The 24,181-nt window shown below is 61.7% G+C and carries 8 protein-coding genes; 3 read left to right on the forward strand and 5 right to left on the reverse strand.

The window, feature by feature from the left end; translation table 11 throughout:
* The first annotated feature begins 5 nt into the window (after window positions 1–5).
* Window positions 6–12,326: a non-ribosomal peptide synthase/polyketide synthase gene (locus AC3IUF_RS09870; protein WP_489280940.1), complete on the forward strand. Its 12,321-nt coding sequence runs from the start codon at window positions 6–8 to the stop codon at window positions 12,324–12,326.
* Window positions 12,327–12,401: 75 nt separating this feature from the next.
* The gene (locus AC3IUF_RS09875; RefSeq protein WP_414894162.1) at window positions 12,402–13,358 is read left to right on the forward strand and encodes an alpha/beta hydrolase; all 957 of its coding nucleotides are present in this window, start codon (window positions 12,402–12,404) and stop codon (window positions 13,356–13,358) included.
* Window positions 13,359–14,305: 947 nt separating this feature from the next.
* On the opposite strand, the gene AC3IUF_RS09880 is transcribed toward AC3IUF_RS09875, so the two are convergent.
* The 5 genes from AC3IUF_RS09880 to pvdM all read right to left on the reverse strand — a co-directional run bounded on the left by AC3IUF_RS09880 (window position 14,306) and on the right by pvdM (window position 22,238).
* Entirely contained in the window at window positions 14,306–16,786 is a 2,481-nt protein-coding gene (locus AC3IUF_RS09880; protein WP_007913351.1) for a TonB-dependent siderophore receptor, read from the reverse strand.
* Window positions 16,787–16,900: 114 nt separating this feature from the next.
* Window positions 16,901–18,550 carry a cyclic peptide export ABC transporter gene (locus tag AC3IUF_RS09885; protein ID WP_095111780.1) on the reverse strand — a complete coding sequence of 550 codons (1,650 nt, stop codon included), beginning with the start codon at window positions 18,548–18,550 and terminating at the stop codon, window positions 16,901–16,903.
* A gap of 109 nt (window positions 18,551–18,659) precedes the next feature.
* Window positions 18,660–19,547 (reverse strand): dihydropyoverdine dehydrogenase, encoded by an 888-nt coding sequence (gene pvdO, locus AC3IUF_RS09890; protein WP_489280941.1) that lies wholly within the window; start codon window positions 19,545–19,547, stop codon window positions 18,660–18,662.
* A 37-nt stretch (window positions 19,548–19,584) separates the two neighbouring features.
* Window positions 19,585–20,871 (reverse strand): pyoverdine-tailoring periplasmic protein PvdN, encoded by a 1,287-nt coding sequence (gene pvdN, locus AC3IUF_RS09895; protein WP_123374791.1) that lies wholly within the window; start codon window positions 20,869–20,871, stop codon window positions 19,585–19,587.
* On the reverse strand, window positions 20,868–22,238 hold the full coding sequence (gene pvdM / locus AC3IUF_RS09900; protein WP_095111778.1) for a pyoverdine-tailoring dipeptidase-like protein PvdM: 1,371 nt from the start codon (window positions 22,236–22,238) through the stop codon (window positions 20,868–20,870). Before pvdM ends, pvdN begins: the two co-directional genes overlap by 4 nt.
* Before the next feature lie 207 nt (window positions 22,239–22,445).
* Here pvdM and pvdP point away from each other — a divergent pair, with 207 nt between their 5' ends.
* Entirely contained in the window at window positions 22,446–24,071 is a 1,626-nt protein-coding gene (pvdP, locus tag AC3IUF_RS09905; protein ID WP_095111777.1) for a pyoverdine maturation tyrosinase PvdP, read from the forward strand.
* Window positions 24,072–24,181 lie beyond the last annotated feature (110 nt).

Genomic DNA, 24,181 nt, shown 5'->3' on the forward strand with positions numbered 1-24,181 from the left:
AACGCGTGCAAGAGTTAATCGAGTCGGTAGGACAACTTTCGGCTAAGCAAAGAAAGGCTCTGGCGGTTCTGCTCAAGCAGAAAGGCGTCAACCTCTTTGACATTGCCCCGGTTTTCAAGCGCACGGCTGAGGAGCCGTTGCTGCTGTCCTACGCTCAGCAGCGCCAGTGGTTTCTCTGGCAGTGGGCGCCGCACAGTGCGGCCTACAACATTCCGACGGCCCTGCGTTTGCAGGGCCCGCTGGATGTCAGCGCGCTGGAGCGCAGTGTTCAGGCGCTGATCGAACGACACGAAACCTTGCGCACGGTGTTCTCTCAGGAAACCGCGCAACCCTTGCAAGTGGTCCTGCCCGCAGGACCCTTTGCACTGGAGACTCATCAACTGAGCGCTGAGCTGACCAACGACGCGGATGCTTTGATCCAGGCGTTCGTGCAGACCCAGAGCCAGAAAACGTTCGACCTGCAGCACGGCCCGCTCTTGCGCGCAGCGCTGCTGCAAGTCACCCCCAATGACCATGTGCTGGTGCTGACCCTGCACCACATCGTCTCCGATGGCTGGTCGCTGCAAGTGATGATCGAGGAACTGGTGCAGCTCTACGCCGGTTTCAACCTCGGTCACGATGCCGGTCTGCCGGCCTTGCCGATTCAATACGCCGACTACGCCTTGTGGCAACGGCAGTGGATGGAGGCCGGTGAGCAGGAGCGGCAACTGGCTTACTGGCAAGAGAAACTCGGCGGCGAACAACCGGTCCTCGAACTGCCGATGGATCGCCCGCGCTCCATCGAGCAAAGCTTCGCCGGCGCCAGCCACAACCTGATTCTCGACCCGGCGCTGAGCCACGCGCTCAAGGCCTTCGCCCGGCAAGAAAACGTCACCCTGTTCGTGGTCTTGCTGGCCTCGTTCCAGGCCCTGTTGCACCGTTATAGCGGTCAGGCCGACATCCGCGTCGGCGTGCCGAATGCCAACCGTGGGCGGGTGGAAATCGAGCGGCTGATCGGCTTCTTCGTCAACACTCAGGTGCTCAAGGCCGACATCGACGGGCAGATGTCCTTTGTCGATCTGCTGCGTCAGGTCAAAAAGACCGCGCAGGAAGCGCAGGCCCATCAGGACTTGCCCTTCGAGCAACTGGTCGAAGCGCTGGAACCGGGCCGCAGCCTCAGTCACAGTCCGCTGTTCCAGGTGATGTTCAACCATCAGGCCGAGCGCCGCGCGAGTGTCGAAACCCGTTTGAATGGCCTGAACATCGAGCCGCTGGAATGGCAGAGCCAGACTGCGCAGTTTGACCTGACCCTCAACACCACCGAACAGGCCCATGGCATCGAAGCCGTGCTCAAGTACGCCACGGATCTGTTCGACGCGGTGACCATCGAGCGTCTGGCGCAACACTGGAACGCGTTGTTGCAGGCCATCGTCGCCGAGCCGACGCAACGTATCGGCCAGTTGCCGATGTTCGATGCCGGTCAGCAGCAACAATTGCTGGCGCAGTGGAATCCTCAGCGGGTCGAGCAACCGCTTGAGCAGTGCATTCACCAAGCCATTGAAGCGCAGGCCGAGCTTTATCCCGACGCGGTCGCCGTGACGTATGACGGGCAACGCCTGACCTACGCCGAACTCAATCGTCGCGCCAACCAGTGGGCGCATGCGTTGATCGCCCGTGGCGTCGGCCCGGATGTGCGTGTTGGCGTGGCGGTCGAGCGTTCGCTGGACATGATTGTCGCCATCCTCGCTGTGCTCAAGGCCGGTGGCGCTTATGTGCCGCTGGATCCGGGTTATCCGGATGATCGCTTGAGCTACATGATCGAGGACAGCGGCATCGAGCTGCTGTTGACCCAAGGCCATCTGCTCGCGCAACTGCCGGTGCCGTCGGGGCTGGCGTGCCTCGATCTGGATCAGGCGCCAGAACACCGCATTGAAACCAATCCGCTGTGCCTGACCACGCCGGACAGCCTGGCGTACGTCATCTACACCTCCGGCTCCACCGGCAAACCGAAAGGCGCATTGCTGCCGCACGGCAACGTCATGCGGCTGTTCAGTGCCACCGAGCACTGGTTCGATTTCGGCCCGCAGGACAGCTGGACGCTGTTCCACTCCTACGCCTTCGACTTCTCGGTCTGGGAGATTTTCGGCGCGCTGCTGTATGGCGGCAAACTGGTGGTGGTGCCGCATGACATCAGCCGTTCTCCGGAAGATTTCTACACCCTGCTGTGCGATGAAAACGTCACCGTGCTGAACCAGACGCCATCGGCGTTCAAGCCATTGATGCAGGTCGCCAGCGAGTCGACGCGCAGCAACTCATTGCGCTACGTGGTGTTTGGTGGCGAGGCGCTGGAAGTGCAGAGCCTGCGCCCGTGGTTCGAGCGTTTCGGCGACCGCGCGCCAACGCTGATCAATATGTACGGCATCACCGAAACCACCGTGCACGTGACTTACCGACCGTTGTCGATGGCTGATCTTGAGCAAAGCCACAGCAGCCCGATCGGCGAGCCGATTGTCGACTTGTCGTGGTACTTGCTCGACAGCTCGCTGAATCTGGTGCCGCAAGGCTGCATCGGTGAGTTGTACATCGCCGGTGCCGGTCTGGCCCGGGGCTACCTGAATCAGGCCGGCATGACCGCCACGCGATTCGTTCCCGATCCGTTCAATTCGCAGGCGGGCGAGCGTCTGTATCGCACCGGCGACCTGGCGCGGCTGCGCGGCGACGGCGTGATCGAATACATCGGGCGGATCGACCATCAGGTGAAGATTCGCGGTTTCCGTATCGAGTTGGGTGAAATCGAAGCGCAACTGTTCAAGCATGCCGATGTGCGCGAAGCCGTGGTGCTGGCGGTCGACGGTATCAGCGGCCAGCAACTGGCGACGTGGATCGTCGCGAAAGAACAACTGGACGGCGAAGGGCAGGGTGCACTGCGCGATTCGATCAAGGCACATTTGCGCGAGACCCTGCCGGACTACATGGTCCCGGTCAGTTGGGCGTTCCTTGAGCGTCTGCCGCTGACGGCCAACGGCAAGCTCGATCGCAAGCAACTGCCGCATCCGGAAGTTGCGCAGGTACAGGAAGTGTATGCCGCGCCGCGCAACCCACTGGAACAGCGTCTGGCCGAGATCTGGCAGGACGTGCTGAAGGTCGAGCGTGTCGGGCTCAACGACAACTTCTTCGAGCTGGGCGGTGACTCGATCATTTCGATTCAGGTGGTTAGCCGCGCCCGTCATGCGGGCATTCGCTTCACCCCCAAAGACATCTTCCAGCACCAGACCGTGCAACGTCTGGCGACTGTCGCGCAACAGAGCGACGCGGTGCAGATGCAGCAGGGCGAAGTGCTCGGCGACGCGCTGCTGACACCGATCCAGCATTACTTTTTCAATAGCGACATCCCGGCGCGGCATCACTGGAACCAGTCGATCCTGTTGACCCCGGCTACCACGCTGCAAGCGGCGCCACTGGAGCAGGCGCTGTTGCACCTGCAACGCCACCACGACGCCCTGCGCCTGCGCTACTGCCAGACTAACGACGGCTGGCAGCAGCGCCACGCGCCTGCGGATCAGGCGCACGCCTTGCTGCGCACGGTCACACTGGACGACAGCGCCGCATTGCCCGCGCTTTGCCAGGAGTTGCAGCGCAGTCTGGATTTGCTCGATGGCCCGTTGATTCGCGCGGCATTGGTCGACTTGCCGGACGCCAGCCAGCGTCTGTTGCTGGTGATTCATCACCTGGTGGTCGATGGCGTGTCGTGGCGGATCCTGCTGGAGGATTTGCAAACGACCTATCAACAGCTGAGCAGCGGTCAGGCTGTGCGTCTGCCGGCCAAGACCAGCGCGTTCAAGGATTGGGGCGAGCGTCTGCAGGAGCATGCCCGCAGTGCCGAGCTGGAAAGCGAACTGGATTACTGGCGCGGGCAGCTGCGCGATGTGTCGGTCGAACTGCCGCTGGACAATCCACAGGGCCAGTTGAGCAACCGTTTCGAACGCAGCGTCGATACGCGTCTCGACGCCGAACGCACCCGTCAGTTGCTGCAACAGGCGCCGGCGGTTTATCGCACCCAGGTCAACGACCTGCTGCTGACCGCGCTGGCCCGCGTGCTGTGCCAATGGACCAACACCGACAGCGCACTGGTGCAGCTTGAAGGGCACGGTCGGGAAGACCTGTTCGATGACGTCGACCTGAGCCGCACGGTGGGTTGGTTCACCAGCATGTTCCCGGTGCGCCTGACCCCGGACGCGAGTCTGGAAACCTCGATCAAAGGCATCAAGGAGCAACTGCGCGCGATCCCGCACAAAGGCATCGGCTATGGCTTGCTGCGTTATCTGGGCAGCGCCGATTCGCAAGCAGCATTGAACGATCTCGCACATCCGAAAGTGACGTTCAACTACCTCGGCCAGTTCGACAACAACTTCGACGAAGGCGCCCTGTGGGTGCCGGCTACCGAAGACAAGGGCGCCGGCCAGGACGAAAACGCGCCGATGGCCAACTGGCTGACCATCGATGGCCGGGTCTATCAGGGCCAACTGAGCCTGACCTGGACTTACAGTGGCGATGTCTTCGAAGACTCCACCATCAACGCTTTGGCCCGTGCTTATGAAGTGGCGCTGAGCGAGTTGATCGACCATTGCCTGAGCCATCCAAGCGGTGGTTTGACGCCGTCGGATGTGCCGTTGGCCGGGTTGTCCCAGGCGCACCTGGACAGCTTGCCGATCGCCGCCCAACGCATCGAGGACATCTATCCGCTGGCGCCGATGCAACAAGGCATTCTGTTCCACAGCCTGTACGACGCCGATGCCAGCGCCTACGTCTATCAGATGCTGCTGGATATCGACGGCCTCGACGTGGCGCGTTTCCAGCAGGCGTGGCAACGCGTGGTGGATCGTCATGAAGTGTTGCGTGCCGGGTTCATCTGGGGCCGCGACGGTCTCGATGCGCCGTTGCAAGTGATCAATCGCCAGTTGACCCTGGAAATGCCCGAAGTCGATGTGCGCGGTGTGGCGGACTTGCCGGCCGTGCTTGAGGCGCGGGCGCAGGCTGATCGCGAGCGCGGTTTCGATCTGCAGAATCCGCCGCTGCTGCGTCTGTGCCTGCTGCGCACGGCTGATGATCGCCATCGGCTGATTTTCACCTGCCACCACATCCTCATGGATGGCTGGAGCAACTCGCGGATGTTCGGCGAGGTGTTGCAGGATTACGCAGGTCAACCGGTGCCGGGCGCGCAGGGTCGTTACCGTGATTTCCTGGTCTGGCTGCAAGGTCAGGACAAAGCCGCCTCACAGGATTTCTGGCGCGGACAGCTGGCCGCACTGGAGGAACCGACCCGACTGGCCTCGGCTTGCCACGGGCGTACCGTGCCGGGGCCGGGCAAACAGATGCATCGCCTGCATTTTGACCAAGCCTTCACTCAGCGCCTGAACGGTTTCTCCCGTCAGCAGCAAGTGACCCTCAACAGCCTGGTACAAGCCGCATGGCTATTGGTGTTGCAGCGCTACACCGGCCAGGCCACTGTGGCCTTTGGTGCCACGGTGTCCGGGCGTCCGGTGGATCTGCCGGGCATCGAGCAGCAATTGGGCCTGTTCATCAACACCTTGCCAGTAATCGCCAGCCCGCAGGCCACGCTCAGCGTCGGCGACTGGGTGCGCAGCGTGCAGGACAAAAACCTGTTGCTGCGCGACTACGAGCAGACGCCGTTGCAGGACATCCAGCGTCTGGCTCAGTTGAGTGGCGAAGCGCTGTTCGACACCTTGCTGGTGTTTGAAAACTATCCGGTGTCCGAAGCGCTGGAAGCCAACCCGGGCGGTCTGCGTTTTGGCGGCCTGGAGCACCGCGAGCAAACCAACTACGGTCTGACCCTGATCGCCGGGGCCAGCGACGTCTTGAACCTGGACTTCAACTACCTCACCGAGCACTTTGCCGAACGCAGCGTGCTGAGTCTGGCAGGGCATCTGGAAGAAGTGCTGCGTCAGTTCATTGAGGCGCCACAGCGTCTGCTCGGTGAGATCGGCCTGCTGCCATTCGCCGAACGCCAGACCCTGGCGCAATGGAACGCCAATCAGGCTGCGTATCCGGCGGAACGACTGATCCCGCAGAGTTTTGAGCTTCGCGTCGCGGCGCATCCGCAGGCACTGGCTCTGAGTCATGCGGGCGTCGCCCTGAGCTATGCCGAACTCAATCAACGCGCCAACCAACTGGCCCATCATCTGCTGGCGCTGGGTGTCGGTGCGGAAATCCGCGTGGGCGTGGCGATGCCGCGTTCGGCGGAACTGGTGATCGCCCTGATGGCGGTGCTCAAGGCCGGTGGCACCTATGTGCCGCTGGACCCGGATTACCCGGCAGATCGCGTGGCCTACATGCTCGACGACAGTCAGGCGAAAGTCTTGCTGACGCAGCAATCGCTGCTGGCGCAACTGCCGCAGACCGATGCGCAGGTGGTGCTGGTCGAGGCGGGTGGTGCGGCGTTTGCCGAGCAGCCTGCGGATAATCTTCCGGCGCGCGCTGATTCGGCCAATCTGGCCTACGTGATCTATACCTCCGGTTCCACCGGCAAACCGAAAGGTGTTGCCATCGCCCACCGCAACGTACAGGCGCTGATTCACTGGTCTGCCGAGGTCTACAGCGAAGACGATCTGCACGGTGTGCTGGCGTCGACGTCGGTGTGCTTCGACCTGTCGGTGTGGGAGATTTTCGTCACCCTCGCACGCGGCGGCTCGATCGTCATGGCGCGCAATGCCCTGGAGCTGCCGGACTTGCCGGAGCGCGATCAGGTGCGCCTGATCAACACCGTGCCGTCGGCGATTGCCGCGCTGCAACGCACCGGGCAAATTCCGCCGGGCGTGCGCATCATCAACCTCGCCGGTGAGCCGCTGAAGCAGAGCCTGGTCGACACGCTCTACCGCGAGACGGCGGTGGCGCATGTCTACGACCTGTACGGGCCGTCGGAAGACACCACCTATTCGACCTGCACCCGCCGCGAACTTGGTGGTCAGGCGAACATCGGCCGGCCGCTGGTCAACACCACGGCGTACCTGCTCGATGAGCAATTGCAGCAAGCACCGATTGGCGTGGCGGCCGAGTTGTATCTGGCCGGCGATGGCATCACCCGTGGCTACCTGTTCCGCCCGGGCCTGACCGCCGAACGTTTCGTGCCCAATCCATTCTCGAGCAGTGGCGAGCGCATGTACCGCACCGGCGACCTGACTCGCTTCACGGAGGACGGCCGAATCGAATACGTCGGGCGTATCGATCATCAGGTCAAGGTGCGCGGTTTCCGTATCGAGTTGGGTGAAATCGAAGCGCGTCTGCTCGCTCAGGACAATGTGCGCGAAGGTGTGGTGTTGGCGGTGGATGGCCACAGTGGCCAGCAACTGGTCGCGTATGTGGTGCCAAGTGACAGCAGCCTCAGCCTCGAACAACTGGACGATTTGAGTGAAACGCTGCAGGCCGCGTTGAAGGCGCATCTGCCGGAATACATGGTGCCGGCGCAGTGGCTGTTCCTCGAACAGTTGCCGCTGACCCCCAACGGTAAACTCGACCGCAAGGCCTTGCCGACACCGGACGTCAGCCAGTCGCAGCGCGAATACGTGGCGCCGTCGACGCCGCTGGAGCAGCAACTGGCCGAGGTCTGGCAGGACATTCTGAAGATCGAGCGGGTCGGCGTGACCGACAACTACTTTGCGCTGGGCGGCGACTCGATCATCTCGATTCAACTGGTCAGCCGCGCGCGTCAGCAGGGGATTGGCTTCACCCCCAAAGACCTGTTCCAGCAGCAGACCGTGCAGAAGCTGGCTGCAGTGGTCTCACTCGAGCACTCGACTGGCGAGGCGCCTGCGGATTATCCGTTGGCCGAACTGGATCAGGCGCAGCTCGATGCGTTGCCAGTGCCGGCGGACATGATCGAGGATGTCTACCCGCTGTCGCCGATGCAGGAAGGCATGCTCTTCCACACGCTGTCGGATAACGGCAGCAGCCTGTACGTGCAGCAGGTCAGCCTGCCGATCAAGGGCCTGGATGTGGAACGCTTCCGCCAGGCGTGGGAATTTGTCATCGCCCGTCAGGCGATTCTGCGCACCAGTTTCCATTGGCAGGACGGCCTGGCCAAACCGTTGCAGGTGGTGCATCGCCATGCGCCGTTGCAAATGCAGGTGCTCGATTGGCGTGGTCAGGAGACCAGTGAGGAGCGGATTGCCGCGTTTGCCAGCGATGACCGCGCGCTCGGTTTCAATCTGGCCGATGCGCGTTTGTTGCGGGTGACCCTGCTGCGCCTGAGCGACGATCAGTACCAGATGATCTGGACCAGCCACCACATCCTCATGGACGGCTGGAGCAGTTCGCGGCTGTTCGGTGAGGTCCTGCAGTATTACGCCAAGGGCGAAATCATCGGCGAGAACGGTCGTTACCGCGACTTCATCGCCTGGCTGCAGGCACAGGATCAGGACGCCCAGGAGTTGTTCTGGAAGGCGCGCCTGGCGGTGGTCAGCGAGCCGACTGCACTGAGCCAGGCGATGCACCCGCGCCACAGCGCCGATGTTGCCGGTCACGATGCGATCTATTCGAACTGGGACACAGCGCAGACCGCGCGGCTGTTGCAGTTCTGCCGCGACCTGCGCATCACCCCCAACACGCTGATTCAGGGCGCATGGTTGCTGCTGTTGCAACGCTACACCGGGCAGCAGACGGTGACCTTTGGCGCCACGGTGTCGGGGCGTCCGGAAAGTCTGGCGAATGTCGGCAACATGCTCGGTCTGTTCATCAATACCTTGCCGATCATTCAGACGCCGCAAGCCGATCAGCGTCTGGCTGACTGGCTGGGCGAAGTGCAGGCCTACAACCTCGACATTCGCGATTACTCCCAGGCGCCGCTGGCCGATGTACAGCGCTGGTCCAGCCTCGGTGGTCAGGCGTTGTTCGATAGCATTGTGGTGTTCGAAAACTTCCCGATCGACGACCGTCTGCAGGAAGAAAACGACACTGACCTGACCTTCGGCAAATCCATCGGCCACGGTGTGACCAACGTGCCGATGGACCTCGCGGTGATGCTCGGTGACGAGTTATCGATCGAATACCTGTATTTGCGCAGCCACTTCAGCGCTGAGGCCGTCGTCGGTATTCGCCAGACCATGGAAAACACCCTCGCCGCGATGCTGGCGGCGCCGTACGAACGCCTCGGTAATTTGCAGCGCTTGAGCGGTGAGCAATGGCAAGCGGCGCAGGTCTGGAGTGCTGAACCGGCGCATACCCATCAAGCGGCGCTGTTGCCGGAATTGATCAGCCGTCACGCGCAACAACAGCCGCAGGCTATTGCTCTGCAATGCGCCGGGATGAACCTGACCTACGCCGAACTCGAGCAACGCGCCAACCGACTGGCGCACTGCCTGATCGAACACGGCGCCGGTCCGGAAGTGGTGATCGGCGTGGCCTTGCCGCGCTCGCTGGAAATGGTCGTGAGCTTCCTCGCCGTGCTCAAGAGCGGAGCGGCGTATGTGCCGCTGGACATCGAGTATCCGCCGGAGCGTCTGGCGTACATGATCGAAGATTCGGGCATGGCGCTGTTGTTGACCCAGAGCAGCCTGCGAGCGACCTTGCCGACGCCGCAAGGTCTGCTGCGCCTGGAAATCGATCACCTTGATGAAAGCCGTTATGCCGACCACGCCCCCGATTGCCGGGTGCAGGAACAGGGCCTGGCGTATCTGGTTTACACCTCGGGTTCCACCGGCCGACCGAAAGGCGTCGCGGTGACGCAAGGCCCGCTGAGCATGCACTGTCAGGCCATCGCCGAGTTGTATGAAATGGACGCCAGCAGTTGCGAACTGCACTTCATGTCGTTCGCCTTCGACGGTGCTCATGAGCGCTGGTTGAGCACCTTGTACAGCGGCGGTCGTCTGGTGATTCGCGACGGTTGCCTGTGGACACCGGAGCAGACCTATCAGGCGCTGCATGATTACGGCATCACCATTGCCTGCTTCCCGCCGGCCTATCTCAAGCAGCTGGCCGAGTACGCCGCGGCCAGCGGTATCGCGCCGCCACCAGTGCGCATCTACTGCTTCGGCGGTGATGCGGTGCCGGATCAGACCTTCGAACAGGTCAAGGCTGCGCTGCGTCCGCAGTACTTCACCAACGGCTACGGGCCGACCGAAACCGTGGTCACGCCGATGCTCTGGAAAGTCCCGGTCAGCCAGCATTGCGAAGCCGCGTATGCGCCGATCGGCCGTGCGGTGGGCGCACGCTCGCTGTACGTGCTGGACGAGGATATGAACCCGCTGCCGCCAGGCTTTGCCGGCGAGTTGTACATCGGCGGCTATGGCGTCGCCCGGGGTTATCACGGCCGTCCGGAGCTGACTTGCGAGCGCTTCGTGCCCAACCCGTTCGCGGCGGGTGAACGCCTGTATCGCAGCGGTGACCTGGTGCGTTTGCGTGCCGACGGTGTGGTCGATTACGTCGGCCGTATCGACCATCAGGTCAAGGTCCGCGGCTTCCGCATCGAACTGGGCGAAGTCGAGGCCAGTCTGCGCCAGTTGCCGTCGGTCACCGACGCACTGGTGATCGCCCGCGACAATGCTTCCGGCAAGCAACTGATCGGTTATGTGGTCACTGCGACCGGCGAAGACATTGGCGATGAACTCAAGGCGGGTCTGCGCACCTCGTTGCCGGAATACATGGTGCCGGCGCAGATCGTTTGCCTGAGTGCTTTCCCGGTGACACCGAACGGCAAGCTTGATCGCAAGGCGCTGCCGGAACCCGAGTTCAAAACCGAGCAATACCTGGCCCCGCGCAATGAGCAGGAAAGCCTGCTCGCGGACATCTGGGCGCAGGTGCTGCAAGTCGAACAAGTGGGCATCAGCGATAATTTCTTTGAACTGGGCGGCGACTCGATTCTGAGTTTGCAGGTGATCTCCCGCGTCAGAAACCATCCGACGTTGCAGATGGATCTCAAGCTGCGCGACCTGATGCGTTATCAAACCATCGCCGGCATCGTCGAGCAGGAAGCGGCGAAGGAGGGCACGCCAAAACCGCAGGCGGACGTCACGCACGTCGCCGCCGAGGGTTTGTTCAATCTTCTGCCGATTCAGGAGTGGTTCTTTGCCGAAGGCATGGCCGAGGCGCATCACTACAACCAGTCATTGCTGTTGAGTGCGCGCCAGCCGCTGGACCTCGATGCACTGGAGCAGGCACTGGGCTGGATCGCGCAACATCACGACTCGCTGCGCCTGCGGTTCTCCCACGAAGGCGGGCGCTGGTTGCAGCGTTACTGTGACCTTAGTGAACAGGGTGAAGCGTTGCTCTGGCGCCGCGAGGCGGACAACAGCGAACAGGTCGAAGCCTTGGCCAACCTCGCCCAGCGCAGCCTGAAACTCGACGACGGGCCGGTCTGGCGGGTGATGCATGTCGCCTTGCCGGATGGCCAGGCGCGCCTGCTGGTGGTGATTCACCACTTGGTGGTCGACACCGTGTCGTGGCGAATTCTGCTCGACGATTTGAAAGTGGCATACGAGGCGTGTGTGCAGGGGCTCGAACCGAAACTGCCGATTCGCACCAGCAGTTACCGATCGTTCGCCGAGGCTTTGCAGGCGCAGGCGCCGGTGATTGCCGAGCAGGAACTGGCGTACTGGCGGGAGCAACTGGATCAGCCGGGCGTCGATTTGCCATGCGACAACCTGCGGGGCAAAAACCTCGTGCGTCAGCAGGCGCAGGCGCGACTGAAACTGTCTCGCGAGCACACTGAACAACTGCTCAAACAGGCTCCGGCGGTATACGGCACGCAGATCAACGACCTGCTGTTGTCGGCGCTCAGTCGTGCCCTGTGCCGCTGGAGTCAACAACCGTCGGCGCTGATTCTGCTCGAAGGCCATGGTCGTGAAGACCTGTTCGAGTCCATCGACCTGAGCCGCAGCCTGGGCTGGTTCACCAGCATGTTCCCGGTGCGTTTGCGCCCCGACAGCGACGACATCGGCCAGTCGATCGTCAATGTGCAGGCACAGTTGGCAGCGGTACCGCAGAAGGGCATCGGCTATGGCGTATTGCGTCATCTGGCTGGGGCTGAGGTGGCGCGGCAACTGGCCGAACTGCCGCAAGCACGGGTCACGTTCAACTACCTGGGGCAGTTTGACCAGAGTTTCGACGAGCAGGCACTGCTGGTGCCAGCGCTGGAAGAAACCGGCGACAACTACAGCCTGAAAGCCAATCTGGGCAACTGGCTGGAAATTGTCGGCCAGGTCTATGACGGTCAGTTGGCCTTGCGTTGCATCTACAGCAGCCAGCGTTATCGCGCCGGCACGATGGATGCCTTGATGGACGATTTCCAGCGTGAGCTGGAGGCGTTGGTCGAGCATTGCATGGCACGCGTGGGCTGATCGCCACGCGCTCAGTCATCTCCGGGGGCGCTGCCGAGGTGCGCCCCTTTTTTTGCCGATACAAGGATTTTAGCGATGTCGTTACACCCTGATCTGGAAGCCTTTCTCGACCTGGCCCAAGACAGCCAGGACGCCGGCCTGCCGGCCATGCACCAAATGACCCCGAGCGAAGCCCGCGCGACTTTCGAGCAGACCACTGCGCAATTGCGCTGGCCGGCGCCGCAAGACCTGATGGTCAGCGAAATCGACACCTCGGCACGTGATGGTGCGCCGTTGGCACTGCGTCTGTATCGCCCCAATGCTGGGGCCTCGCCGATGCCGGTGCTGGTGTATTTCCATGGTGGTGGTTTTGTTGTCGGCAGCCTCGATTCGCACGACGGTGTGTGCCGCGAGTTTTGCCAGCGCACGCCGTGTGCGGTGTTGTCGGTCGGCTATCGACTGGCCCCGGAGCATCGTTTTCCGACGGCGCTGGAGGATGGCGAAGACGCTTTGTCATGGTTGGCGGAAAACGCCGTAAGTCTTGGCCTTGATGCCTCACGCGTGGCGTTTGGTGGCGACAGCGCCGGTGCCACGTTGGCCACGGTGCTGGCGCTGCAGGCGGTGGTGCAACCGCACACTGTGGCCATCGCACCCAAGGCACAGTTGTTGTGCTATCCGGTGACCGATGCATCGCGCGTGCACGATTCGCGGTTGTTGTTCAGTGAGGGTTATCTGTTGGAGAACGATACGCTTGACTGGTTTTATCAGCATTACGCTCGCAGTCCGCAAGACTATCTGGATTGGCGCTTTTCGCCGTTGTTGGCGGAGGATTTGCGCGGTGTGGCGCCGGCGATTGTGTTGTTGGCGGGCTTCGATCCATTATTTGATGAGGGGCAGGCTTATGCTGATAAGTTGCGGGGGCAGGGGGTGAGTGTCGAGGTTGAGCACTGTCCGGGGCTGACGCATGATTTGCTGCGGATGGCTTCGGTGATGCCTGATGTTTTGCGGGTGCATGAACGCCTGAGCCGGGCGTTGGCGGGGGTGTTGGGGTGATTGGATATTGGTTGGTTTTTGGGTGAATATCCGTTGCTGCGGTAACGGCTGATTAGGGTTCCGCCCTTACGGCGGGTCACCTTTTCCAAACGCCGAAAAGGTAACCCAAAAGGCTTGCTCCTACGTCCGGCCCGCTCGCTAAAGCTCGGGGTTCCTTCGCTCCGGGATCGATCCGGGCGCAGCGCCTACGGTTTGCTTCGCTGCACCTCCTCTCGCTGTGTTTGGCTGCGCCAAACGGTCGCTGCGCTCCCACGCCCGGATCAATCCCTCCACTCAGCCTTCCGACGTCGCCTTGCAGATCAAAAGCCGCAGCCGAGCTAACGCTCATCCTGTTGAGTGGTGAGGAGCAACAGCGTGTTCGGCTTAGGATTGGTGTTGGATTCACCCCTCACCCCAGCCCTCTCCCAGAGGGAGAGGGGGCCGATTTTTGGGCTTTTCAAAATCTGAGTTCGACTCGGTATTTCACTTCGCCGTAGCTCTCCCAAACACCTCAATCAGTCCCCTCTCCCTCCGGGAGAGGGTTAGGGTGAGGGGCTTTTGATCTGGCTTTTGATCTTGCTCTGGCTTTGGCTTTTGATTTTTTGCCCCTTCGGCAGGCCGAGCGGAGGTGTTCATCCGGGGGGTAGGCGCGCAGCGCCGTGCGGCGCAGCCGCATACATCGAGAGGAGGTGCAGCGAAGCAAACCGTAGGCGATGCCCCCGGATGGACACCGTAGCGAGGGAACACTGAGCCTCAGCGAAGTGCCGTACGCCGGGGCAAAGCCTTTTGGGTTACCTTTTCGGCGTTTGGAAAAGGTGACTCGCTGTAAGAGCGAAACCGCCAGCGGCACCACCCGCAGCAACGGATATGCCCCCAAAACCCAAGGAGCATGGTCGGCCCCTAGGCCGCCAAGACCAACAGGCGAAAAAAAGCCCCGCCAAAGCGGGGCTCTCTCACATCACACCCAATCAGAAGTCAGCCTTGACCGACATCACGAAGTTACGCGGATCACCATAGAAGTTACCGAACCCTTCGGTACCAATGGTCGAGTAGTAACGCTTGTCAAACAGGTTGTTCCCGTTAAGCGCCACCGACCAGGTGTCATCGATACGGTAGCCAATGCGACCGTTCCAGACCGCATAACCGGCGCCATCAATGTTGTCACCGCCCAAAGGCGAAGTCCGGTAGTTGCCCGTCTGCGCGTTGACACCCGCACCGATTGTCACGCGATCCAGTGGCCCGCTCAGGCTGTAGTCACCCCACACACGCAGCAAGTGGCGCGGCACATAGGAGTTGTAAACCACGCCATCCTGAGTGGCGTCGGCATCTTCCAGCACCTTGGTCTGGGTGTAGGTGTAACCGGCGAGCAATTGCAGGCGGTCAATCACTTCACCGCTGACTTCAGCTTCGAAGCCTTGCGCGCGAACCTTGCCGGAGTTGATCGAGCAAGAACTGTCCTCGCAACGCGGGTCATCCTGGGCGGCATCTTTCTGAATGGTGCGGAACAGGTTGAAGGAGCTGTTCAGACGACCGTCGAACCACTCGCCTTTGATCCCCAGTTCGTAGCTCTGCCCGACCAATGGCTTGAGGGTGCTGCCATCAATGGTCTTGTAGGCGCCTTGCGGGGTGAAGATGTCGGTGTAGCTGGCGTAGGCAGTCAGGTTGTCATTGAGGTCGAACAGCACACCGGCGAACGGCGTGACCTGGCCGGTTTCGGTGGACTTGGTATCGACCTGGGTGCCTTCGCCACGGAAGTACTGCACTGAATCGGTGTCGGACTTGTACCAGCTGACACGGCTGCCCAGGACCAGGGTCAGCGGATCAGCCAGTTTCAGGCGGGCGATCGAGTAGGCGCCGTATTGCTTGATGTGCATGTCCACCGGGCCGCCACGGGAGGCGTTGGCCAGGTAGTAGCTTTCGTCCGGTTGCGGGATGTGGTGGTTGGGGTCGAGCACGTTCTGCCGTTGTGGCAGCGCGGCGACGGCGTAGAAGTCATCCTTGTGCGAACGGCTGGCGTTGGCGCCGATGGTCAGTTCGTGTTGCTGACCGAAGGCGTCGAATTTGCCGTCGACATAGGCATCGAAGCCGTAATCGCGCTGGTCGTAGTCGTAAATGCTGCCCAGCATCAGGGTGTTCGATGCGGTGGCACCGACCGGTACCGCGCCGCTCGGGAAGGCGTATTCCATGTCCTGGGTGTTACGCGAGTACACCCCGGCGACTTTCAGCGACCAGTCGTCGTTGAACTGGTGTTTCAGGTCGGCGAAGTAGGTGGCGCGTTTGCTGCGCTGGTTGTTCCACGCGGTGTTCAGGCAGGTGGAGCGCTTGAGGTGCAGGTCGGAGCCGTCGGCGTAACGCGGCAGGCCGCCCCAGCACGGGGTGGCGTCAACATCTTCCCAGGCGAAGCCCAGACCCAGGGTGGTATCGGGGCTGAGGTCGAAGTCCAGGGCGCCGTAGTAGATCTGATCCTTGCGGCTGGCCACGTCGTAGAAATATTGACGGGTCTGTTCGGTGACCACGGCGCGACCACGGATGGTCCCGGAGTCGTTCAGCGGGCCGCCGGTGTCGACCTGGCCACGATAGTTGTCCCAGGTGCCTGCCGACAGCGACAGTTGCGTGTGCGCAGTGTCCTGGCCGCGTTTGCGCACGAAGTTGACGCCACCGGCGGTGCCGCCTGCGCCTTTCATCATGCCGGCCGCGCCACGCAGGACTTCCACGCGGTCATAGATGGCCATGTCGCTGTTGAAGCTGTCGGCCTGCACGTAGCTGCTGCCGATATCCAGCGGCACGCCGTCGTACTGGTACTGGCCAGTCATACGGAAGCCGCGAGAGTAGAAATATTTGCCGCCCATGGGCGAGTCATACACGGTGATGCCCGGGGTCTTTTCCATCACCTGTTCGATGGTGTTGAGGTTCTGGTCATCGAGCATCTTGCGGGTCATCACCGTGACCGACTGCGGGGTTTCCTTCAGCGAGTGCACGCCCTTGCCAATGGTCACGCCACCGGTGGTGTAGGAGTTGCTGCCCTCGGTGGTGGCGCCCAGGCGGCTGGCGTTGACGTTGGTCGGGGCCAGTTCCATCGCGCTGCCGGTGGCCGGGCCGAGGACGGTCACGGTGTTGCCGTCACGCTGGTAGCGGATGCCGGTGCCGTTGAGCATCGCCTTGAGTGACTCATCGTCCTGGTAGCGGCCGTTGAGTGCGCTGGAGCGCAGACCTTGCAGGCTTTCCGGGCTGTAGATGATTTGCAGGCTGGTCTGCTGGCCAAGGGTTTGCAGCGCCTGCGCCAGTGGCTGCGACGGGATGTTCAGGGTCCATTCCTGGGCCTGGACATACGGCGCTGCCGTGAGTGTCAGTGCCAGACCAAGGCCGGTGCCGGCCAGTCGAGTGCGTGTCGCGCCGTGCACCAGCAGGGCTCGAGTCAGAGGGCGAAGCATGAAACGGGATGCGGACATGAGGTTAAGACCTTGGCAGGTATAGTTGTTAATGGTTCTTATTCATCTCATTAAGACGAGGAAGCCGCGGCAAACCGGAAAATTATTTTTCCGGCCTGGCCGCGGCCGCGTCGATCAAGCGGTTTGCAGTTCGCTCTTGACCCTGCCGGCCTCCATGCGCACCAGTTGATCGGCGACGTCGAAGTAACGGTCATCGTGGGAGATCACGATGATGGTCTTGCCCAGACGTTTGAGGTCTGGCAACAACTCTGTGTAGAAAATACGGCGGAACGTCGGGTCCTGATCGGCCGCCCATTCATCGAACACCAGCACCGGCCGCTCTTCGAGCCAGGCATTGACCAGTGCCAGACGCTTGCGCTGGCCGGTGGACAAATCGGTGGTGCTGAACGCGCCGTCGCGCACGCTGACCTTGTGCGCGATCTCCAGACGTTCGAGGTAGCGGGTCGCGTCCTGCGGGACTTCGCGGTCGCCCTGAATCAGATCGTCGAACAGGTAATAGTCGGCAAAAATCGTCGTGAAATTCTGCCGGTAGTCATCGCGGTTGAGCGCGGTGATCGGCTGATCGTTGACGCGGATCTCGCCTTCGGTCGGCGCATACAAACCCAACAACAATTTGATCAGCGTGGTTTTGCCGCAACCGTTTTCGCCGACGATAAACACGATGTCGCCCTGTTCAATACGCAGGTTCACCGGCCCCAGACGGAACGGCTCACTGCCTTCCACAGGCGGGAAGGCGTAACGCACGTTGTGCAGTTCGAGGCTGTTGACCGCGCCGGGTTTCTTGCCCTGATCTTCCAGCAGCAGGTGCGGTTCGGGTGAGGAAAATTGCTCGCTCAGTTCGGCGATGCGGCGGAAGGCAATCTGCGCACGGCTGATGATCGGCAACGTGCTGACCAGATGCTCCAGCGGCCCCTTCATGTACAGCAGCACCAGGACGAAGCCGCTCATTACCGCTTTGTCGCCGCTGGGCCAGAAGGATTGCAGGGCCAGCGCCATGCCGATCACCACGAAGAACAACATCGAGCCGAAGGACTTGGCGATGACGAAGGTGTTGATGGATTTGATCTGGGTGTCGCAGATCTTCTCGGCGGTTTTCTGAATCCCGGCGACAAACATACGCTGGCGACGCGGGCGATGAATGCGCAGTTCCTTGGCACCCTCGGCAATCGCGTTGTAGTGCTTTTGCAGTTCGTCTTCGGAATCACGGGCGGCGTAGAAACCGCGCATGCCTTTGGCCCGGGCAATCGCCTGAATGGTCGTGCCGATGGCAATCGCCACCAGCATCATCAGGAACATCGGCCAGGACAGCATGGCCAGATAGCCGAGGCAGCCGAGGGTGACGGTCATGGATATCGCCAGCGGGGCAAACGCGAAAGCGAAGTCGCTGATGGTGTCGACGTCGTGGGTCAGCACCGGGATCAACCGGTGGCTGCGATAGCGTTCGATCTGGTCGATTGGCGCCGACAAGACCTTCTCCCCCAGCTCTTTGCGCAATTTGGCGATGATGTGCTGGCCGACGTAGTTGGTGCCGATGTCGGACAGAATCGTCGTCAGCAAGGCCAGCGCACAGAGGCCGGCGAAAATCATCACCACCGTGCGGGTCAGGCCGTCGTCGGAGTGCAGGGCATTGTTGATGGTTGCCAGCAGCACGGTGACGCTCAGGCCGCCGATCATGCCGAGCACGATGGACACAGAGACGATCAGGCGGAAGGGCTTGAGCAAGGCGAACAATTCGTTGATCGCCCCACGCGTAGGCTTGGTCATGGAGGATTCCTGCTTCGGTGCGGAGGGAGTGCCGGTACTAAAGGAAAACGAATGGTCACGGACTTTCTTTAAACGACCGCAGACGGCACTGCGGTCGTGGCGGGCAGGATCAGAGGTCGCGCACTACGCGAAACCCGAGCCAGTCGCCCTTGCTGGTTGGCCAGCTGCTGTTGCGGTTGCCGGAACGCGAGAACACCGGCGCCTCGCCCCAGTCGTTGCCACGCATGACCTGGCGTTCGCAGTTTTCCTGAGTCCATGGGCGACCGTCGTTCGGTACGCCGGAATAATCCTTGTGATAGCAGTCGGCGGTCCATTCGTAGACGTTGCCGTGAGCGTCGTAAACGCCGAAGGCATTGGCCGGGAATGTGCCGGCCGGGGAGGTGAAGTTGTAACCGTCGGCGGCGCCATAGGTGTTGGCGTGTTTGGAGATCTGGTAGTTGTTGCCTTCATCGAACGGGAAAGGGAAGGGCCCGCTGCTGCCGCCGCGTGCGGCGTACTCGCGGATCGATTCGCTTTGCAGGCGATAGGCATGACCGGTTTTTTTCGACAACCAATCGATGTAAGCCTGGGCTTCGGCGACGTTCATGCACACGGCCGGGTCGCGGGCAGTCTGCTTGAATTCCGGTTTGCCAGCGGTGCAGCGGCGGCCCGGGCGATCATCGAAGTCGTAAGGCTTGTTGCCGGTTTCGCGCACATACGCGTCCCACTCGCCGACCAGCACCTGAAAGCGGCTGATGGCGAACGGTTTGCTGAAGGTCACGTCGTGGCGCGGGCCTTCGTCCGGTTCGCGGCCGACTTCGTCATCCGGGGTGCCCATGGTGAAGGTGCCAGTCGGCAGCACGACCATTTCCGGGCAGTCCTTGCAGTCCTTGAACACTTTGCCCGGCGCCGGCGGCGTCGCCGCTTGAGCAGCACCAGGCAGCAGGCCGGCGCACAGCGCGGTCAGGGCCAGCGCGGGCAGGGCCTTGAAGGTGAAACAGGCGTGAGGCTTTTTCATGAGTCGTCTCTGTGAAAGGAAAACTGGAGTCGAGGGATCAGGCGCGCCGTTTTTTTTCGAGGAGGGCCATGAAACGCTCCACTTCGGCTTCGTTGTTGAGCAGGCCGGGCGCCGTGCGAATCACCGGGCCGACGTCGCGGCTGACCGCATCGCAGATCACCCGGTTTTGCATCAGGTAGGCAGCCACTTCGTCGCTGTCCTGGCCCTTGACCCGGAAGAACGTGAAACCGGCAGAAAATTTCGGCTCGAGCGGGGTCACCAGTTCGATGTCCGCGTGTTCGCGCAGACGCTGTTTCAGGTAGCTGTTGAGCTGATGAATGCGTGCCTGAACGTCGGCCTTGCCCAGTTGCAGGTGCAATTTGAACGCTTCGTCCACCGCCCAACGATGCTCGAAGGCGTGATAGCCGCCCGGGGTCATGATGGTGGCGAAGGAAGTGGCTTCGGAGAACGTCGGCACGCTCGGGCTGACGTACTTCAGCTCTTCGCTGCGGCTGCATACGATGCCGGTGCCGCGCGGACCGAACATCCATTTGTGGGTGCCGGCGATAAAGAAGTCGCAGTTCATCTGCGGGAAACTCAGGTCGTCGACACCGAAACCGTGCACGCCGTCGACCACGTAGATCAAGCGGTCCTTGTCGTCACGTTGACGGTTGTGTTCATCGACCAGCCGCGAAATATCGCTGATCGGCAATTTCACGCCGCTGCCCGAATGCACCCAGGTCATGCCGAGTACGCGGGTCTCAGGGCGAATGTTGCGGTTGATCGTGTCGAGCACCTGATCCGTGGAAATGCTTTGCGGCGTTTCGAACAGTTTGAGTTTGCGCACCCGGGTGCCATCGCGGCGGCTACGGAAATCGAGGATGTTGCGCGTGGAATAGTGTTCGTGTTCGGTGGTAAGAATTTCCTGATCCGCGCGCACCTGCACGCTGCCATAAATCATCGCCAGCCCCTCGGTGGTGCTGCCAGTGAGGGCGATCTGGCCGGGCTTGGCTTGCAGATACTTGCCGGCCCAGACCCGCACGTTTTGCTGCAATTGTTCGTTGCTCCCCAGATCCCAATCCATCGCCAGTCCCGGATTCCGGTCGAGCGTGGCGCGATGGCGTTCGATGGCTTCGCGCACGGGTTTGGGATGGGAGGTGATCAGGAAGTTGGCGAAGTGGATCGCCTGCGGGTCCTGATCGAACAGCTGGCGCAATTGCGTCCATTTGTTCGCAGAAGCCACTGGCGAAGTCGTGGCCATTGCCGGCGCCGCGAGGCTGGCGCCGAATGGCAGGGCAGCCGCCATCACACCGGCCTGTTTCAGAAAGGTCCGGCGGTCAGTCATGGCTTGGCGGTGTCCTGACGGGAAATCAGCGCCGGTTTCGCGGCTTTCTGCACTTGATCCCAGACGCGCATGAAGTTGCCGCCCCACAGCTTGGCGATGTCCGCTTCGGAGTAGCCGCGCTGGATCAGTTCGGCGGTGACGTTGCGGATTTCGCCAACGTTCTCCCAACCCTTGATGCCGCCGCCGTCGTTGAAGTCGGACGAGATGCCGACATGGTCGATACCGATTTTGCGCACCGTGTAATCGATGGCGTCACCGAGATCCTTGAGGGTCGCTTTGGGTTCTTCTTCAAGGATGCCGTAGAGGCCGCTGGCGTACTGGCCGAGTTTCTGTTCCGACCATGCGGTGATGATCGGATCGCCCGGCATCAGCGCCATGGCCAGGTTTGGCAGTGGCGGCAGATCGAAGCGTGCGCGCAGGGCGTTGAGTTTGTCCTGCGTGCCCTGAGTCAGCGGTTTGAGGTACTGCGAGAAACCAACCACCTGAACCACGCCGCCGCTGTTCTTGATCAGTTGCAGTTCCTTGTCGCTGAGGTTGCGCGGAATATCCACTGCCGCACGCGGCGCCGAGTGCGAGGCCACCAACGGCGTGCGGCTCAACTGCGCAACCTGTTCCAGGCCTTTGGTCGACATCTGCGAAACGTCGATGATCACGCCCAGATCGTTCAAACGCTGCACCGCTTGCTTGCCGATATCGGAGAGACCGTCGAGGGCGTCCGGCGAGTCATTGAAGAACGGCAGCGGCCGCGACGAGTCGGCCCAGCTGTTGTTGCCGATGTAGCTGAAGCCGAACATGCGCATGCCGCGCCCGGCCCACAGGTCCAGTTTGCTCAGGTCGTTGCCCAGCGGATAGGCGTTGAGCATGCTGATGAAAATCGCAAACTTGCCTTCGCCATGCAGGCGGCGGAAATCATCCGGGGTGTAGGCGATGCCGACCTGATTGGGGAAGTCGCGGACCATGCCGGTGATGATCTTGTAACGGACTTCCTGCTGGTTGCGGGCTTCTTCGACAAAACCTTCGGTGGGGCGATGCGGGGCATTGGGGCCATTCCACATTTCCGGCCAGCCGAACACGGTCAGCGCAGCGCCCGACAAGCGCCCGCGATTGGCCTTGATCAGGTCGAACTGGCCGGAGCCGTCCTTGTCGGCTTCGTTGCCGTGGGCGCCGAAACTCAGCGGTACGGTGATGTGGCTGTCGAACGAGAGGATGCGATCCTGCAACTCGGTCGCCTGCTTCATCACTTTTACCGGGTAGCCGGGGTTGTCCCGAAACCAGTAATCCCAGGCCAGAAACCCTGCGCCGGCGCTGATCGCCAAGGCCAGCGGCAGGCCGATAAATAGAGCCTTTTTCGAACGCGGTTTTGTCATTGCCATCTCATTCAGGTTCGCCGTCGAGGTGCAGGCGCAGGGGCCTTTGCTATCTGGGAGGAACGAGTGGCCGGGCGGGTAATTTAGTCGCGCGCAGGAAAAGCGCTGACGGCGCATCGCGATCTTTTGCCGGGGCCGTAAATTTCCCCGGCGAGCAAACGTTCTAGCTTGGATAAAGCCTGCTTCATGGCTGACACAGGTAGGGCAATGACGATCTCTCGACGCTGGTTCATGGCGGGCATGGCACTCACGGGCGCCGCGCTGCCTGCCGCTTTTTATGCACATCGTGAGCTGACCCGCGAGGAGTTTCCGATCACCCCGGGAGAGGCCACGGTCGACCTGGCCGATACGGCTGGTCAACAGTTGGCGGACAACCTGCGCGGCGTCTGGGATATCCGTTTCAGCGGCGCTGCGGCGGGGCTCGATGGCTTGCCACGCGAAGGCCTGGAGCTGTTTCTCGACATTGCCCACCGGGGTCGCGGCCTGCGTGGGTTTCTCGATACCGGTGCCAATCTGCGTTCAGCAGAACCTGCGCGTTATCAAGTGATCGGCGATCTGGCACCGGGCAACGGCGCCGAATTGTACTGGCGGCTGATGCGTACCGATGCGCCGCACGCGCCGCCGGTCTACGAATTCAAAGTCAAACTCGACGAAGTCTGGGCGGCATTCGGCAATGCCGGCAGTGGCACGTTCACCGGGCAAGTGTTGCGCCTGGATCGGCCGTTGGCGCTGCCCGAACTGGACAATCACTTCATCGCCATCAAGCGACGTTTTCCCGAGGCCCGCGAACGCACCGGGTTGAACCCGACGCTGTTGGCGTGGCTGGTCGCGCCGGAACATCGCCTGTTCCACCAGCTCTGGCACGCCAGCCGCGACAAGTGGCACAAACTCTCGGAGAAAAAACGCGACGCCCTGCGCGGTATCGGCTGGCAACCCGGCCCCCGTGACAAGGAGCGCGATGCCCGTGGGCCGAGCAAGGATCGCAATGGTTCGGGCATCGACTTCTTCTTCATGCACCGGCACATGCTCGGCAAGGCCCGTTCGATGCAGGATCTGCCCTCATGGCAGGCCTTCCCGATGCCGCAGCCGGAACTGGAGCGTGACCGCCAGGGCTTCGCCCGCTATTTCGACAATCACGACGGTGACGCGCTGCCGCCCACCTGGCTGACCGAAGGTGACGACGAGTACACCAAGTGGGTCAGCGACATCAAAGCGGCCGAGACCTACCACAGCAATTTCCAGGTGTGGGAATCGCAGTACCGCGACCCACGCTACCTGGCGAAACTCAGCCTCGGCCAGTTCGGCTCGGAAGTCGAACTGGGCCTGCACGACTGGCTGCACATGCGCTGGGCGTCGGTGGCGCGGGATCCGTCCAACAACATTCCGGTGCCGATGGCGCGCGATCAGGCGGACTTCGCGGCGCGCTGGTATGCGCCGGAAAACGACTTTCTCGGCGACCCGTTTTCCTCCCATGTGAACCCGGTGTTCTGGCGTTTCCACGGCTGGATCGATGACCGTATCGAAGACTGGTTCCGTGCACATGAGCGTTTCCACCCGGGCGAAGTCAGCCGGCTGGAAGTCAACGGTGTGCCGTGGTTTGCGCCGGGGCGCTGGGTTGAGGTCGACGATCCTTGGCTGGGGCCGGACACCCATGGCTGCAGCACCGTGCCGGGGTTGCAAATCGGCCGTTCGGTGGAAATGGACCCGGAAACCATGAAGCTGGCGTTGCGCATCACGTTTGGCGATGAAGACAACATGGCCGACCTGTTCCGCAAAGTGCCGCAGCGCCCGTGGTATGCCCGGCATCTGAAAGTGAAAGGCCGGCAACTCTAAGCGCAAAAAAAATCGCAGCCTGGTGCTGCGATTTTTTTTGCCCCGAGAATTCAATCAGTCACGACACGATCCCCGTGTAGGAGCTGCCGAAGGCTGCGATCTTTTGATCT

The sequence above is a fragment of the Pseudomonas sp. KH_040 genome (assembly GCF_057839305.1).

What these genes read in the sequence shown, in the direction of transcription:
- AC3IUF_RS09875 (WP_414894162.1), top strand. Translation starts at nt 12,402, where the DNA reads ATGTCGTTACACCCTGATCTGGAAGCCTTTCTCGACCTGGCCCAAGAC.
- AC3IUF_RS09880 (WP_007913351.1), bottom strand. Translation starts at nt 16,786, where the DNA reads ATGTCCGCATCCCGTTTCATGCTTCGCCCTCTGACTCGAGCCCTGCTG.
- AC3IUF_RS09885 (WP_095111780.1), bottom strand. Translation starts at nt 18,550, where the DNA reads ATGACCAAGCCTACGCGTGGGGCGATCAACGAATTGTTCGCCTTGCTC.
- pvdO (WP_489280941.1), bottom strand. Translation starts at nt 19,547, where the DNA reads ATGAAAAAGCCTCACGCCTGTTTCACCTTCAAGGCCCTGCCCGCGCTG.
- pvdN (WP_123374791.1), bottom strand. Translation starts at nt 20,871, where the DNA reads ATGACTGACCGCCGGACCTTTCTGAAACAGGCCGGTGTGATGGCGGCT.
- pvdM (WP_095111778.1), bottom strand. Translation starts at nt 22,238, where the DNA reads ATGACAAAACCGCGTTCGAAAAAGGCTCTATTTATCGGCCTGCCGCTG.
- pvdP (WP_095111777.1), top strand. Translation starts at nt 22,446, where the DNA reads ATGACGATCTCTCGACGCTGGTTCATGGCGGGCATGGCACTCACGGGC.